The sequence below is a fragment of the Pontiella agarivorans genome, from assembly GCF_034531395.1.
GTDB lineage: Bacteria > Verrucomicrobiota > Kiritimatiellia > Kiritimatiellales > Pontiellaceae > Pontiella > Pontiella agarivorans.
In genome coordinates, this window is record NZ_JARVCO010000002.1 from 22628 (window position 1) to 37242 (window position 14615).

The 14615-nt window shown below is 50.7% G+C and carries 11 protein-coding genes; 9 read left to right on the forward strand and 2 right to left on the reverse strand.

What is annotated here, in order from left to right; all coding sequences use genetic code 11:
• Positions 1-151: 151 nt before the first annotated feature.
• The 8 genes from P9H32_RS00100 to P9H32_RS00135 all read left to right on the forward strand — a co-directional run bounded on the left by P9H32_RS00100 (position 152) and on the right by P9H32_RS00135 (position 9189).
• On the forward strand, positions 152-1171 hold the full coding sequence (locus tag P9H32_RS00100; RefSeq protein WP_322606817.1) for an L-idonate 5-dehydrogenase: 1020 nt from the start codon (positions 152-154) through the stop codon (positions 1169-1171).
• Positions 1168-2121: an aldo/keto reductase gene (locus P9H32_RS00105; protein ID WP_322606818.1), complete on the forward strand. Its 954-nt coding sequence runs from the start codon at positions 1168-1170 to the stop codon at positions 2119-2121. Before P9H32_RS00100 ends, P9H32_RS00105 begins: the two co-directional genes overlap by 4 nt.
• Entirely contained in the window at positions 2094-2972 is an 879-nt protein-coding gene (locus P9H32_RS00110; protein WP_322606819.1) for an amidohydrolase family protein, read from the forward strand. The genes P9H32_RS00105 and P9H32_RS00110 overlap by 28 nt, the downstream gene beginning before the upstream one ends.
• The gene (locus P9H32_RS00115) at positions 2959-3714 is read left to right on the forward strand and encodes an SDR family NAD(P)-dependent oxidoreductase (RefSeq protein ID WP_322606820.1); all 756 of its coding nucleotides are present in this window, start codon (positions 2959-2961) and stop codon (positions 3712-3714) included. The genes P9H32_RS00110 and P9H32_RS00115 overlap by 14 nt, the downstream gene beginning before the upstream one ends.
• Positions 3715-3733: 19 nt before the next feature.
• Complete coding sequence (locus P9H32_RS00120; protein WP_322606821.1) at positions 3734-4411, forward strand: RraA family protein; 678 nt, start codon at positions 3734-3736, stop codon at positions 4409-4411.
• 2 nt (positions 4412-4413) lie between these two features.
• A complete protein-coding gene (locus P9H32_RS00125) occupies positions 4414-5529 on the forward strand; it encodes an enolase C-terminal domain-like protein (protein ID WP_322606822.1) in 1116 nt (371 codons plus the stop codon).
• A 28-nt stretch (positions 5530-5557) separates the two neighbouring features.
• Positions 5558-7282 carry a sodium:solute symporter family transporter gene (locus P9H32_RS00130; RefSeq protein ID WP_322606823.1) on the forward strand — a complete coding sequence of 575 codons (1725 nt, stop codon included), beginning with the start codon at positions 5558-5560 and terminating at the stop codon, positions 7280-7282.
• 281 nt (positions 7283-7563) lie between these two features.
• A complete protein-coding gene (locus P9H32_RS00135; RefSeq protein ID WP_322606824.1) occupies positions 7564-9189 on the forward strand; it encodes a glycoside hydrolase family protein in 1626 nt (541 codons plus the stop codon).
• Between the two features lie 172 nt (positions 9190-9361).
• Here P9H32_RS00135 and P9H32_RS00140 read toward each other — a convergent pair whose 3' ends face one another.
• Both P9H32_RS00140 and P9H32_RS00145 read right to left on the reverse strand, forming a co-directional pair.
• Positions 9362-11428: a serine/threonine-protein kinase gene (locus P9H32_RS00140; RefSeq protein ID WP_322606825.1), complete on the reverse strand. Its 2067-nt coding sequence runs from the start codon at positions 11426-11428 to the stop codon at positions 9362-9364.
• Complete coding sequence (locus tag P9H32_RS00145; RefSeq protein ID WP_322606826.1) at positions 11391-11990, reverse strand: RNA polymerase sigma factor; 600 nt, start codon at positions 11988-11990, stop codon at positions 11391-11393. Before P9H32_RS00145 ends, P9H32_RS00140 begins: the two co-directional genes overlap by 38 nt.
• A gap of 303 nt (positions 11991-12293) precedes the next feature.
• Between P9H32_RS00145 and P9H32_RS00150 the strand changes: the two genes are divergently transcribed.
• Positions 12294-14456 carry a DUF4838 domain-containing protein gene (locus P9H32_RS00150; protein ID WP_322606827.1) on the forward strand — a complete coding sequence of 721 codons (2163 nt, stop codon included), beginning with the start codon at positions 12294-12296 and terminating at the stop codon, positions 14454-14456.
• The last annotated feature ends 159 nt before the right edge of the window (positions 14457-14615 follow it).

The window sequence follows — 14615 nt, forward strand, 5'->3', positions numbered from 1 at the left end:
ATAGCGCAGGGTTAATGTCAGATTCATACATGTATATCTCAGGTCTGTCCATTGAAACATTCTTCCTGATACGATTAGATATTTAACTGCCTCAGAATAGTTGAGGAGAGGATCTGAACCGTTGTTGAGGCCCCGTCAGGAGAAATAGAATATGGATATGCAAATATGGAATCTACATGGCGCACGTGATTTGCGTCTGGAAACGGTCGCCCTTCCTGTTCCGGGAAAAGGGCAGGCTCTGGTCCGTGTGGAACGCACGGGTATCTGTGGTTCTGATTTGCACTATTTTATGCATGGCCGCTGCGGTTGTTTTATTCCCAAGAATCCCTTTGCTCTCGGGCATGAATTTTCCGGAACCATCGAGGCTGTCGGAGAGGATGTACATCGTGAAATCGGAGAACGCGTTGCCGTCGACCCTTTACAACCGTGTTGCTCCTGTTCGTTTTGCCTGACGGGTCGTTACAACTTATGCCCGAACCGTAAATACATCGGTTCCGCCTCCACCATTCCGCATCAAAATGGTGCATTTGGTCAATTTGTTGTTGTGAAGTCGGAAAATTGTCTGGAATTAGACGATAGGATTTCCTTCGAAGAGGGCGCCATGCTTGAACCGCTTTCAGTGGCATTGCATGCGCTTAAGCAAAGTGGGGGTGTGACAGGCAGGCGTGTATTAATTAGCGGCGGCGGGCCGATCGGTCAGCTGATTGCTTTGGCCGCCCGTGCGTGGGGTGCTCTGGAAGTGACAATGAGTGATCCCCGTTCGTTTCCTCAAAACTATGCACTTCAACACGGGGCAGATCGGTCCATTGATCCAACGGATGGAACACCTGCCGACATAGACTTTGATATCGTGATCGAAGCATCGGGGACAGCACCCGCTTTGAAGAGTGCGTTTGAATGGGTGCGGCGCGGGGGAACCATTGTGCAGGTCGGGACGCTCCCCGATCAGGTTGAACTTCCGGCTAATCTGATTATGGCGAAGGAACTGACCATCCGTGGCTCGATCTATTCGCTCAATACTTTTGCACTCGGTATGGAAATGATAGCCTCAGGACGGATCAATGTTATGCCGCTGGTTACGGCTTCAGTTCCGTTCGAAAATCTCCCCGAGGCTCTTGCGCTTGCGGAGTCCAAAGGAGAGCATATGAAAATTCAGGTGATGTACTCATGAAAAGACGACCACTTGGCAAAACGGGAATGGATGTTTCCATTCTAAGTTACGGCGCGTCAGCTCTTGGAAGTGTTTACCGCGAGATTAACGACGAGGAAGGAATTCGCGCGGTACATATGGCTTTTGACAGAGGTGTAAACTATTTTGATGTGGCACCTGCTTATGGAAACCTCAAGGCGGAAGTTGTGCTGGGAAAAGCATTGGCCGGTTTGCCGCGTGATCAATACCTGCTCTCAACCAAGACGGGGAAATGGTGCTCCTATGATGGGGTCGGCGATCATATCTACGATTTTTCAGAGGATAGAATACGCGCGTCCCTGCAGGAAAGTATGGATCGGCTGGGTACGGACTACCTCGATATCGTGCATCTGCATGATATCGAATACGATCGCGGTTGCTACATTGATCAGGCGTTGGGAGAGGGGCTGACTGTTCTCCAGGAATTGAAGAAAGAAGGAGTGATTCGTGCCGTCGGAGTGTCCAACTATGATATGGCCGTTTGGCATCAGGTTCTCGCCCGGGCAGAGCTTGATACGATCATGGTACATAATCATTATTGCCTGAATGATACCTTGCTGCTGGAGCTGTTTCCGGAAGTCAGGAAACAGGGGATCGGGATCATTAATGCCTCGCCTTTTGCCAGTGGTCTGCTTACTCAGCGCGGCCCGGCCGATTGGCATCCGATTGGAGAAAAGGAAAAGGCGATTTTTCGCAAAGCAGTTAAGTTCTGCGCCGATGCGGGAAGTTCCATCGAAGAAGTGGCAATGCCCTTTGCGCTGGGGAACGATGAGATTCCGACGACATTGGTGAGCACGGCCTCCGCCGATCGGATGGCGCAGAACCTTGATTGGTCTGAACTGCCGTTGAACCCTGCGTTGGTTGAAGACGTGCAACAGATACTCGCTCCGGTCATGAACCGGGATTGGGCTTTTGCAAAACACTGTACTTGAGGAATCTTTTTTTGAGAATAGATGCACATCAACATTTCTGGAAATACGATGCTGAAATCCATTCATGGATGGAGGGTCCCTGGGCGGTTTTGCGTCACGACTTTCTGCCGGCTGACTTTCAGCCTGTTCTTCAAGAGTCAGAATTTGATGGAAGCATAGCCGTACATGCTTCGCAGACAGCTAGCGAAACGCATTGGCTTCTGGAGCAGGCGGAACAGCATTCCTTCATTCTTGGAGTCACGGGATGGATCGACCTGCTTGGTGATGTGTCAGCTCAACTGACTGCGTTACCCAATTCCGGGAAGCTGCGGGCCCTTCGTCATTTTTTACAATTCGAAGAGGAAGCATTTTTTCAAAATGAGACTTTTCGTGAAAACCTCCGTCTGCTGGGCGAAAAAGGGCTTCCCTTCGAACTGCTCATCACGCCCGACCAGTTGCAGACGGCCACGGAACTCGTTCAGGCCTGTCCGGAAACCACGTTTGTGCTGGATCATCTGGCAAAACCAGACATTGCCGGAGGAGAGTTCGCGTGCTGGCAGACGGGATTCGGGAAATTGGCGGCGTGCACGAATGTCCATGCAAAGGTCAGTGGGCTCGTAACGCAAGTGAATTGGGAAAGCTGGAAACCTGCTGACTTGATTCCCTATTTGGATGCCGCTTTTGATGTATTCGGCCCGGAACGCTTAATGGCCGGTTCGGACTGGCCCGTTTGCAGCTGCACTTCTTCCCACGCAGAAGTGATGAACATTTTAAAGAACTACATGAAAAATTATTCAGAAAAAGATCAGGCTGCTGTCTTTGGCTGTAACTGCGCCCGAATATATGGAATCGAAGAATATGAATCAGTTTAAATTAGATAATGAGCGCGCATTGATCACAGGCGGAGGAAGCGGCATCGGCCGAGCCATTGCCGAATCTTTTATTGAAGCCGGTGCCGAAGTGGTCATCACGGGACGCCGTGCCGAGCTGTTGGAAGAAACGTGTTCGGAACTGGGGGCTAAATCCGCCTATTATGTCAGCGATGTAGCCGATTACGATGCGAATGCCAAACTGCTTGAACGAATTGAAAATGAACTCGGTCCTATTTCAATTCTGGTCAACAATGCGGGAGTTCATCAGAAAAAGGATGCGTTGGAGACCTCGGAAGAGGAGTTTGAACAACTCATGTCGGTTCATGTTACCGGCGCATTTTCGCTGGCACGTCATGCGGCCAAAGGCATGATTGAACGTGGGCATGGCTCCATCCTCTTTATCGCCTCCATGAGCTCCTTCATGGCTATTCCGTCGATTGTGAGTTATAGCAGCGCGAAGACTGCTGTCTTAGGCACTATGCGGGCGTTGGCCGCGGAATGGTCCGCTCAGGGGGTGCGAGTGAACGCCATTGCTCCGGGCTGGATTGAAACCGCCATGTCCCGCAAAGCGCTGAACAACGCGCCGGATCGTAAGCGCAAGATTTTGGAACGTACGCCGATGAATCGGCTAGGGCAGGTAGAAGAGATCGGCACTGCCGCCACCTTTCTATGTTCACCCGCTGCGGGATTTATCACAGGAGCCTGCCTCCCGGTAGACGGTGGTGCCAGCGTCGGATTTTAACGTTTAAGAGGAATAATCGATGGAAAATATTAAAGTAGAATGGGCAAGCGATGAGGCCCTGTTTGAACTGATGAAGCACGAGCTCTATACACCGGTGCTCGGGGATATTCTGGATGATCTCGGGAACTATCATCATTTCCTGCCACAGCCGGTGCAACCGGCGCGTGAAGCCATGAAAATTGCAGGGCGTGCCATGCCGGTGGTTCAGGCTGATGTATACGGGCCACAGGAAAAACCGTTCGGCCTGTTGACGGAAGCATTGGATCAGTTGGAAGCCGGCGAAGTGTACATTGCCTCCGGTGGCGATATGCGCTGTGCGTATTGGGGCGAAATTCTCACGGCAACGGCGCGAATGCGCGGTGCCGCCGGAGCGGTCGTCAACGGATTCCATCGGGACACTCCGCAAATGCTGGAGCAAAATTTTCCGGTTTTCAGCCGCGGGCGCTATGCCGCTGATAGCGGGGTGCGGACCATTATTCAGGCTTACCGCGTACCGATCGAAGTCGGCGGGGTTTGGATTAATCCCGGTGATCTGGTTTTTGGTGATCTTGACGGGGTGTTGATTATTCCGAAAGAAATTGAGACCGAGGTGGTGTGTAAGGCGTTGGAAAAGGCGCGCGGCGAAAAAATGGTGCGCAAGGAAATCGAGAACGGCATGTCGAGCACCGATGCGTTCGCTAAATACGGAATACTCTAACGATGAAGATCACTAAAATAGAAACCTGGGTTTGCGAGCGGCCGGATAACTTTTTTGACAGTGCTCGTACGGGACGCAGCCCGATGCGCTGGGACGTGGTGGTGCTTAAACTGCATACGGATACCGGACTCCACGGAACCTGCACCTTTTTCGGGGCACGGTCGGGCAGGATTACAGAAGCCATGATTCACGACATCATTGTTCCGGTGGTTCTTGGGCGTGACCCTACGGACCGCGAAACGATCTGGCATGAATTCTGGAATATTGATCGTCATGGAGCTTTTTTTCCCGTATTTCTACCGGGCCCAATTGACGTTGCACTATGGGATATCTGTGCCAAAGCGGCGGGTCTGCCGTTGCACCGTTACATCGGCAGCTATCGTACCAGTCTGCCGGTCTATGCCAGCAGTCTCTTTCTGCCAAGTACAGAAGCATATGTGGAGCAGGCGCTGGACTATCAGAAACGCGGCATAAATGCCTATAAGGCTCATCCACCGGGACCGTGGAGAAAGGATATGGAAGTTCATCAGGCGCTGCGCGATGCGCTGGGAGCTGAAGCGGTGTTGATGAGCGATCCTGTTGCCGAATATACCCTGGAGGAGGCCATCCGCGTTGGACGCCATTTGGAAGAGCTGAACTATCACTGGTTCGAGGAACCCTTCAGGGACTTTGAATTGGAAAAATATCGTAAGTTGTGTAATGCGTTGGATATTCCGATTGCGACGACCGAGACCACGCGCGGCGGCCCGTGGGGCGTGGCGCAGGCCATCCAGCAGGGGGCGGCGGATATTGTGCGTGCCGATGTTTCCTGGAAAGGCGGCATTACCGGTACGCTGAAAGTTTGTCATTTGGCGGAAGCCCACGGCCTGCCGTGCGAGATTCACACCACGACAATGGGGCTGATGGATATGGCCAATCTCCATGTTTCCTGCGCTGTGCGTAATTGCGAATATTTTGAGCTCTTTGCCCCTGAAGATCGATTCCAGTTTCCAATGAAGGATCCGTTGCCAGTGGATAAAAATGGACGAATTAATGTTCCGGAAGGGCCCGGCTTAGGTATGGATCTGGATTGGGATACTGTAGACAACTCAGCAATCAGCTATAAATCATTCATCTAAAATTCATAAATAGAACAAAGGGACGGGCATGTTAAATATTTTGGATTTCGGAATTTTGATCGGATACGTGCTGATGGTTATTGGTGTCGGATGCGGCGCGGCCTGGTTTCAGAAACGCAAAGCGGCGCGGCTGGGGAAATCGCAGGATGACGGGGCTTACTTTCTGGCAGCCCGCACGCTGGCCTGGCCGATCATTGGACTGTCACTCTTTTCCACCAACATTTCCACGGTGCATATTGTCGCGCTATGCGAGGAGGGCTTCCGCAGCGGGCTTGCCTATGCAAACTTTGAACTGGCGGCCGTTTTCACGCTCGTCATTCTGGCCGTCTTTTTTGTTCCGTTCTATCTACGTTCAAACATCACTACGTTGCCCGATTTTCTTGAAAAACGGTTTAACCGTAATTGCCGGGATTTTCTCGCGTTCATCTCAATTATCTCCGCCATCTTTATTCACATTGGTGTTTCGCTCTATGCCGGTGCCGTGGTGATCAATGCCATGCTCGGTCTGGGCACAGAGGTTGCGCAGTTGATGCCCACGATGATTGCGATCGCCGTAGCGACAGGACTCTATGTCGTGGTCGGCGGTCTGCTGGCGGTTACATTGACCGACGCGATTCAAACAACGACACTGTTGGTTGGCTCTGCCGTTGTTACCTATTTTGCCTTCACGAAACTTGGTGGATGGAATGCCCTGCACGACTCGGTGGGGCCGCATATGATTTCTGTACTTCGTCCTTCCGGTGATTTCAGCGGGATGCCGTGGCACGCCGTGGTATTGGGCTATCCGGTAATCGGAATCTGGTATTGGTGTACGGACCAGACGATCGTTCAGCGTGTACTCGGTGCCAAAAATGAAGATCACGGAAAGGCGGGCGCTTTGTTTGCCTGTTTCCTTAAACTGCTGCCCATGTTTCTTTTTGTTCTGCCCGGTCTGCTTTGCCTCGCACTGATCAATAATGGCCTTCTCCCGGAACTGGCAGATACTAAAGAAGCATTCGCTCATATGGTGATGAATCTGCTTCCTGCCGGAATGAGAGGGCTCATCGTTGCTGCGCTGCTGGCGGCGCTCATGGGCACAATTGCCGGTGCGCTCAACTCCATTGCGACGCTGTTCGCATTTGATCTCTACAAACGGTTTAAGCCCGGGACGTCCGATAAGAAGCTGGTCCACATTGGACGGGCCGCTACCATCGGCGGTGTGATTCTCGCCATTGTGTGGTCTCCAATCATTGGACAGTTCGATTCCATCTACGGTGCCATTGCTTCGATGATCTGCTACATCTCACCGCCGATCACCGCCGTCTTTATGATTGGTATCTTTTGGAAGCGAGCCACCGCAAAGGCCGCAGCCATTACGTTATGGTCTGGTTTTGCCATGGGCATGATTGTATTTGCACTCGACCTCTTCAAAGAACATACCGGCTGGAGCATGCTCTTTATGCACGCGGCCGGTATGCTCTGCGGAATCTGTATATTGGTTATGATCGTGGCTTCTTTGCTCGATAAAGATACGAACACCGAAGCGAACCTTAAATTGGTGTGGGATTCCCCGATGACTCCGTTACGCATCAAAGGTGCGCCCGGCCTTTTAAACTATAAGTTCCTGTCCATTTTGGCGCTGGTGGTGGCATCGCTCATCTATTTTGTATTCCGTGCTCCATCCGCAGAAAAGATCAATGCATGGAAAATAGCCAATCCCGAAAATGCCGCTAAGATTGAAGCACATATACATCCGGCACCTGAGGCTCCGTAAAGGTATTGACCAATGCGTATTACATCTATCTCCGGTAATTATATGGATTTTAATGTTCTGAATGCCATGCACAGTGAAATGGGTTTACGTAAAAGGAGAAATTTATGAGCCGAATCAAAATTAAATCTTATAGGAAGCCTGCTTACAGTTGGAGTGGCAGTCTCTCTTTGTGTCTATAGGGTAGAATGCAGTGCAATATGTATAATTTTATAAAGAAATAATGGGAGTTAACGATGTCTGGTATTAAAAAAATGCGATCAGTTTGTTCAGTTATGGCTTTAGTGGCTATATTCTGTGGGCAGGCCGACGGGCAAGTGGTGGATCGGGAACGTCCGGCAGAGTGGAAAAACTTAGTTCCGGGTGCTCAGTTTAAGGATCATATCCTGCCGATGCCGGTGCGGAAGGGGCTGACTTCCAACTGCTGGGGCGGTGAGAATGTGACGCCGCGTGATATTGATAACGGGATCGAAGATCCTGAGTGGACCTATTGGGGCGGCGATGCCCATAAGGACGAAAACGGACTGTATCATCTGTTTGTGACCCGCTGGCCGGAAAGTCATCGTGATGGACATTTCGGATATTTCGATTCCGAGATTGTTCACGCTGTTGCTCTGGATCCGATGGGGCCGTATCGGTATCAGGATACGCTGGGCGAGGGTAATAATCCGGAGTTACTGATTCCGCCGAAAATGAAGAACGGAAAATATGTCGTTTATTCTGTGTATGGCCGTTATTTCATTTCCGACAGTTTGAACGGGCCGTGGAAACGTCGGGCCTATGATTTTCACAAGCGCGAACGCTATGTGTTTAACGGCTATTTGAACTTTTCTTTTGCGCCGCGTGATGACGGTTCGTATCTCGCGGTGTCGCGCCGCGGTCATATCTGGGCGAGCCCGGATGGGGTGGAAAACTGGTATAACACCTCCGCAGAATCGGTGTATCACAAATTGGAGGGAATTTTTGAAGATCCCGTTCTGTGGAAGGACGATATTCAATATCATATCATCGTGAATGACTGGAAGGGGCGGATCGCATACTACCTGCGCTCCAAAGACGGTTTCCACTGGAAGCCGGAAGCGGGCGAAGCGTACGTTCCGGGGATTTCAACGTATGAGGATGGAACGAAGAGCGAGTGGTACAAATATGAGCGCATTCGTTTTTTGTTTGATGAGCAGCAACGCCCGTCGATAGTCTTTTTTGCCGTGGCAGATTGCATTAAGCATGATGACCTGGATAACGATAACCACAGCGGAAAATTGATTGCTTTGCCAATGCGTAAAGCCCGCCTGTTGGAGATGTTAAACACCTCGCCCGTTACCGCGACTACGCAGGAAATTCGGGTGAAGGTTAAAGCTGAAGAAGGTTTCAATCCCCATACGGATCTGGATTTGGCATCGCTTCGTTACGGATCGTCCGATGAGGTTAATTTCGGGCGCGGCAGTCAGCTGGTCCGCAGCGAAAAGTCGGGCGAGGATTTGATTCTCGTCTTTAACGGAAAAGATTGTGGTTTTACGGCGGAAAACTTTGCCGGCAAGTTGCTGGGTAAAGATGCCGCGGGCGAGCTGATCTTCGGTTGGTCTTCGCTGCCCGGCCCAAAAGAACAGGTTCAGTATTTGTCGACTTTGTCGCCCAAGTTTGAATTTACCAATGATGGACTGGTTGCCTATATCGAGGTTCAGAATTTCGGCGAGCTTGTTTCAAAGCCATCCAGCGTTCGCCTTCTGCAAGGGGACGAAGAAATCGGACTGGGCTCGGTCCGTCCACTCAAGCCCTTTGAAACGTCGATTGTTCAGGTGAAGGTCAAAAAGAGACTGAAGCCCGGCAGTCAATCGAAGTTTACCGTGACGGTTGAGAGCGAGGGATATCCTTCCGAATCCTTTACGAAAGCGGTTCGTTTGCCGTTATAAATCAGAGTGGGGCAAAGGCCGGTCGCTTTATGTCAGATTCGGCTTTTTGCCCTTTTCGGCATCTGTGCCGCTCATCCTTTGGATGGTGCGTGAAGTTCTGGAAGTTATTGCTTTTCCACCTGTTTGTGCAGGGGATGGTTCACCGGATGAGAAGCCCGGTTGCAGAGGCGCATCATTTCTGAATAACGACGTTCAGCCATTCAGAAAGGGCTGAAATTTGTTCCGGAGTGAACTGGCCGGGCGAGATGATGAGGGTTTTGAGGCGGGGAAACATTTCTTCGGTGGGCGGTGTGGAGATCAGGGTGCCGCTGATATTGAACGTTTCCAGCAGGAGCAGATGCTGGAAATGTGCAAGGTTGTAAGCGTCTGTGTTGCTGATATCGAGGGATCTCAGTTTGATGTAGGAAAGAAGGGATCGATCTTCGAAGCGCAGAAAAACGCCCAGAGTGGTGAGGTTTTTTCCGCCGAGTTTCAGGTGTTGGGTTTTGGGGGTGTAGAAGAATTCAATATCAGACCACTCCGGGTTGTAAAAATGAACGACCTCTCTGACTACGCGTTCGTATCCCTTTTTATTTTTCCGGATTGCGGCATCATAGATCAGTATTTTATTAACTAGTCGATAGTTGCTGAAACCAACTTTGCGCGCAGATTTGATGACTTCCACCAAATCATCTTCCGATGGATTTTTTAAAAACCGGGGGTCATTCGCATAGATTGCGCAGAGTTCAGCGAGGCCTTGCGGTGCAGGTGTTCGGAGGTTGGCCAGGCACTTCGCCGCTTCGGTGAAATCGAGTTTAATGATTAACGTGTAAGCCTGATTGATTCGAACCTGGTTATCGTTCGGGTTTTTCTGCAGGAACTCATTCTGGGATTTAATCTGTTCTTCGAGTGCCCGTTGGGGTTTCTGATAAAAATAGGAAAAGCTGCGGAGCTGATTCATATTGCGAAGGGAAGAGAAATAATCCTCATTCAGTTCGCTGAGGGCCTGTTTTTCCGCTTCATAGAGCTGTAGCGCCTTCTTGGCCCGAAATTCAGATTTTTCTGCCCGAAGCCGGGATTGCAGTTCCATTTTTCGACTTTCAATCAGGTGGAAAATAAAAATGGATGTGCAGAGTGCGAGTGTAATGAAACTTGCCGTGATCACGAGGCACAGCTTGCGGTTCCGCAGGAAGAACAGGCCCGCCTCTTTAAAGAATCCGGTTTCCTCGGCGGCGGGAGAATACCCGTTCTGATATCGCCGGATATCCTTTAAAAGATCGACTACAGAGGCATAGCGAGCATTCGGCGATTGCATGGTGCACCGGGAAATGATGGCTTTAAGCGGTTTGGGAATGTGGCGGTTATGGCGAAGCTTTTCCTGCAGATCACCGGCCAAGGTGTGTTTCATGATTTGATCATACGAACCGCCAAAGGGCGGTTTTTGTGTCAGTAGAAAATAGAGAATACAGCCCAGACCGTAGATGTCGGTTTGAATGGTTTTCGGCTCATCCTGCCGGATTTGTTCCGGCGCCATATATCCGGGAGTTCCTTTGATCTGCCCATGGATGGTCCCGGTTTGCTTAGTGGACTCATTGTTCAGATCCCAACTGCCGATTTCCGGTTCCGGGGTGAGATCTTTTTCTGAAAATTTGGCTAAGCCCCAATCGCAAACCACCACGCCGCCGTACTGACCGATTTGAATGTTATCCGGTTTCAGATCGAGATGGAGGATGCCTTTGGAGTGGGCAAAGGCAATGGCCTCGCAAATTTTTGAAAAGGTTTCCAAGGGTTGGAAGTTGGAGGGAGCTGAGAAGATCTGAGCAAGGGATTGCCCGGATTTTAAATCCATCGTGAAGAACGGGCGCCGATCTTCATTCACGCCCAGGTCATGAATGCGAATGATATTGGGGTGATCGAGTTGGGCGGTAATCCAGGCTTCATGAATAAACGGGTCGAAGTATTCCTTGGGGGCATCGTCAACCAGAACGGCCATGGCGACTTCGCGCCGGGTGAGGCGGTCGTAGGCTCGAAAGATTTTTTTCATGCCTCCCGCAGCAATCTCTTCGATGAGGTCATATCGTTTATCTTCGCGTTCAATTGAGGCGAATGAGGGGTTGAGTTCATCCGGACCAAGAGCGCTTAAATCGTCGGTCAGATCATACAGGACTTTAAAGGCCTGATGGCGTCCGGGAGAAGACGCGGCATTGGAGGAATCGGCCATTTTAAAACTCGTACTGTTTCCGCAGGTGTTGAATTTCACGGAGAATCCGGGCCTTTACCCGCTTGCGGGAGGAATAGACTGTTTCTACGGCAATGTTCAAGCGTTTCGCTGTATCCGCCGCGCTGACTCCATCCATTCCTTCTAAAAAGCACTGGATGGTTTTTTTGCCGAAAGCGTCTTCAATGCGTTTAAGGGCGAGCATGGACAGATGTGCTTTCCACTCTTCATCGATCATCTGATTGAGCTCTGTTTCAGAACAAAGTTCACTCACCTGTTGCGCTTCATGGTTGAGGATTATTTCCTGTGCTGAATTAACTTTTTTACGCCGGGAAAAATAGTCGGATGCCTCGTTGCGAACCACCGTTCGGAGCCAGGTTCTGAATTTTCCTTTATCTTTTTTATAGCAGTCCAGCCGTTTCCAGAGGGTGATCAAAACCTCTTGAGTCATATCTTCAAAATCGGCAGAGGGAATCCGGATGCGGTTCAGCAGATAGATGATAAACGGCCGATAAACAGCAGTGAATTCGGTCCAGGCTTCCTCGTCGTCGCGCTTGAGGGCCCCTTCAAGTAGGGTATACCGAGTCTTCCACGTGTTATCCATTCTTCTCCTTTGTATATATGAGAGTGAATATAGGCGAAAATACCTGTTTTTTCCGAGTTTTATTGGCGTAATTAAACAATTAAAAAAACGGATTTGAATGCACCGATAAGGGGATGGGCGGAGGTATATCATATAGACGGCTTTCTCTCTGGAGAATGTATGGGGTGGCCTCGTGGGCGGATCGTGTCGTTCGAGCAGATGAACAGGAGAGGATTCTGTTGACTCACTTCTCACCTGAAACGGCAGAGTAAGGCTCCGTCGACTCAGCAAAAATAATTAAAAAAAATGCGGCAGGGAAGTGTAATGCAACTAAATTTGAAGAAACGAAATTTGCTGATTTTCAGCGCGTTGCTTTTGGGGAGTGGGATTGCTGCGGCAAATCAGATTGAAATGCATCTGAAGTGTCCGGCTCCGCCCCAGGAGCAGGTCCTTTGGGATGACGCTGATTCGTCGGATGATACGGCGTGTACGGTTGCTTTTGCCGCCTCTGAACTGCAGTACTATCTCCGGTTGATCACCGGGGAGACTTCAAATTGGGCGATCGTGAACGATGAACCGGGTGACGATCAAAAACAGATCGTATTTACCCAGCTTGACTCGTCTGACACCAGCGAGTTGCTGGGGGATGAGGGTTATATTCTGGTGACGAAAAATACGCAGGCCGGGTGGCGCGCGGAAATCAAATTCGCTCATCGCATCGGAGCCCTCTACGGAGCCTACGATCTTCTCCACCGACTGGGCGTCCGGTGGTTTGCTCCCGGCGAGGCGGGGCAAATTGTGCCGCAGTCCAAACTGGAAACCATTCCTGAAGTCAACGCGGTTGAGCGTCCGGACTATCTCCTGCGGGGCTTTCACGCGTGGGAAGACCGCGGCGGGACGGACTTCCTGCTTTGGATGGCGCGCAATCGACTGAATTACTGGTGCATCGAGGAATCAAATAAGCCTCTGATTAACAAACTGGGGATCCAGCTTGCGGGCGGAGAACACCTGCTTCATGACTGGTATCTGGGGGCATTCAATGCGTATCCGTATAATCATTCCGGGTTTGATGGAGACGAGCAGCTTCCTGCAGATCCCTATCAGGTGAGTCCGTCGTTCCTCGGCGATAAGAACGCGGACGGGCGGCTTAGTTATTATGAAGCCCATCCGGAATGGTTTGGACTCAATAAAGGAAAGCGCGTTCCGGGACCGAACTCACCGACGGGAAAAGGGCGGCGGCACGGGGTCAACTTCTGCACCTCGAATGCGGATGCGCTGGCTGAGTTTGTAAAGAATGCGGTAACGGATTTCGAAAGCGGACGTTTGAAAGATGCATCAATTGTCAATGCCTGGTTGCTGGACAATGCGACCTGGTGTTCCTGCGAGGAGTGCCGAAAACTGGGGACCCCGACCGATCGCAATCTGTTGGTGATTTATGCAATGGATCAAGGCGTCAAAACCGCTCAAAAAGAAGGACGGATTCATCGGCCGATCCGCTTCCTTTTTCTAACCTATAATGATGTGATTGATCCTCCGACGCGCCCATTGCCTGCCGACTTTGATTATGAGTCCTGTATCGCGACTTTTTTCCCTATTCGCCGATGCTATGTCCATGATCTGCAGGATACATCGTGCGACATCAACACCCGTTTCGATGAGATTTTTAGAGGATGGGTTTCTTCGCCTGATCGTTTTTACAAGGGGCAGATGTGCGTCGGGGAATATTATAATATCTCCCGGTTTAAGTGTTTGCCGATGTCCTTTATGAACACCATGACGCCTGATATTCCGTATTATCATAAATTGGGGGCACGTTATTTTCACTACATGCATGTCTCAACTGAAAACTGGGGAAATAAGGCGCTCACAAACTGGCAGATGGCGCGGCAGTTGTGGGATGTCGACTCGGATGTGGAGGCGCTGTGGACGGATTATTTTTCAGCTCGGTATGAAAGTGCTGCAGACGATATGCGGAACTTTTACGAAGGGCTGGAACCGATGTTGAGCAATATCACCTTGCTGAAATATACCACCGGCCCCGCCATGGAAAAGGGAGGCAGGAATGCGTTTTCTGCAGGCTCTCACTTGAGCTACGATCAGCCCGGTGTTGCACCCAGTTTACTGGAGATGCGTGAAGCAGGATATCGATGTCGTGAACTCATCGATCGTGTACAGGCGCAAGAGCTGACGGAACCGGTGCGCCGTCGTATTGAAGAAGATGAACGCATGTTTGTTTATGGGGAACGCACGCTGGAGTTCTACGACTTGGCCGAGCAGGGATTTCGAGCCGTGCGAGAAAAAAATAAACCGGAGGCCGAACGCATTTTGAAGCGTTTAAAGGTTGTTGAAAAACAGTTGAAAGACGACACGGTTTCCGCGTCGAATGCCGGCGAGCATGCCAGCTCACCGAACGCGTTGGATGCAACGTACGGACGCCGTGCAGTCAAGACGCTGGAACGGAAAATGAAGGTTTTTGATGAGGGGTAACGTGCGTTTATATCGATTTCTATTCCGCTTGGGCGTGTGCGCTGTAGGGGCATTACACGCAGAAGCGCAAGCAACATAAGCTCCGGTATCTCGCCCCAGCATCATCTACATTCTTACCGATGATCGAAGATCCGTGGGCAGAAGGACATTCGGTATTCG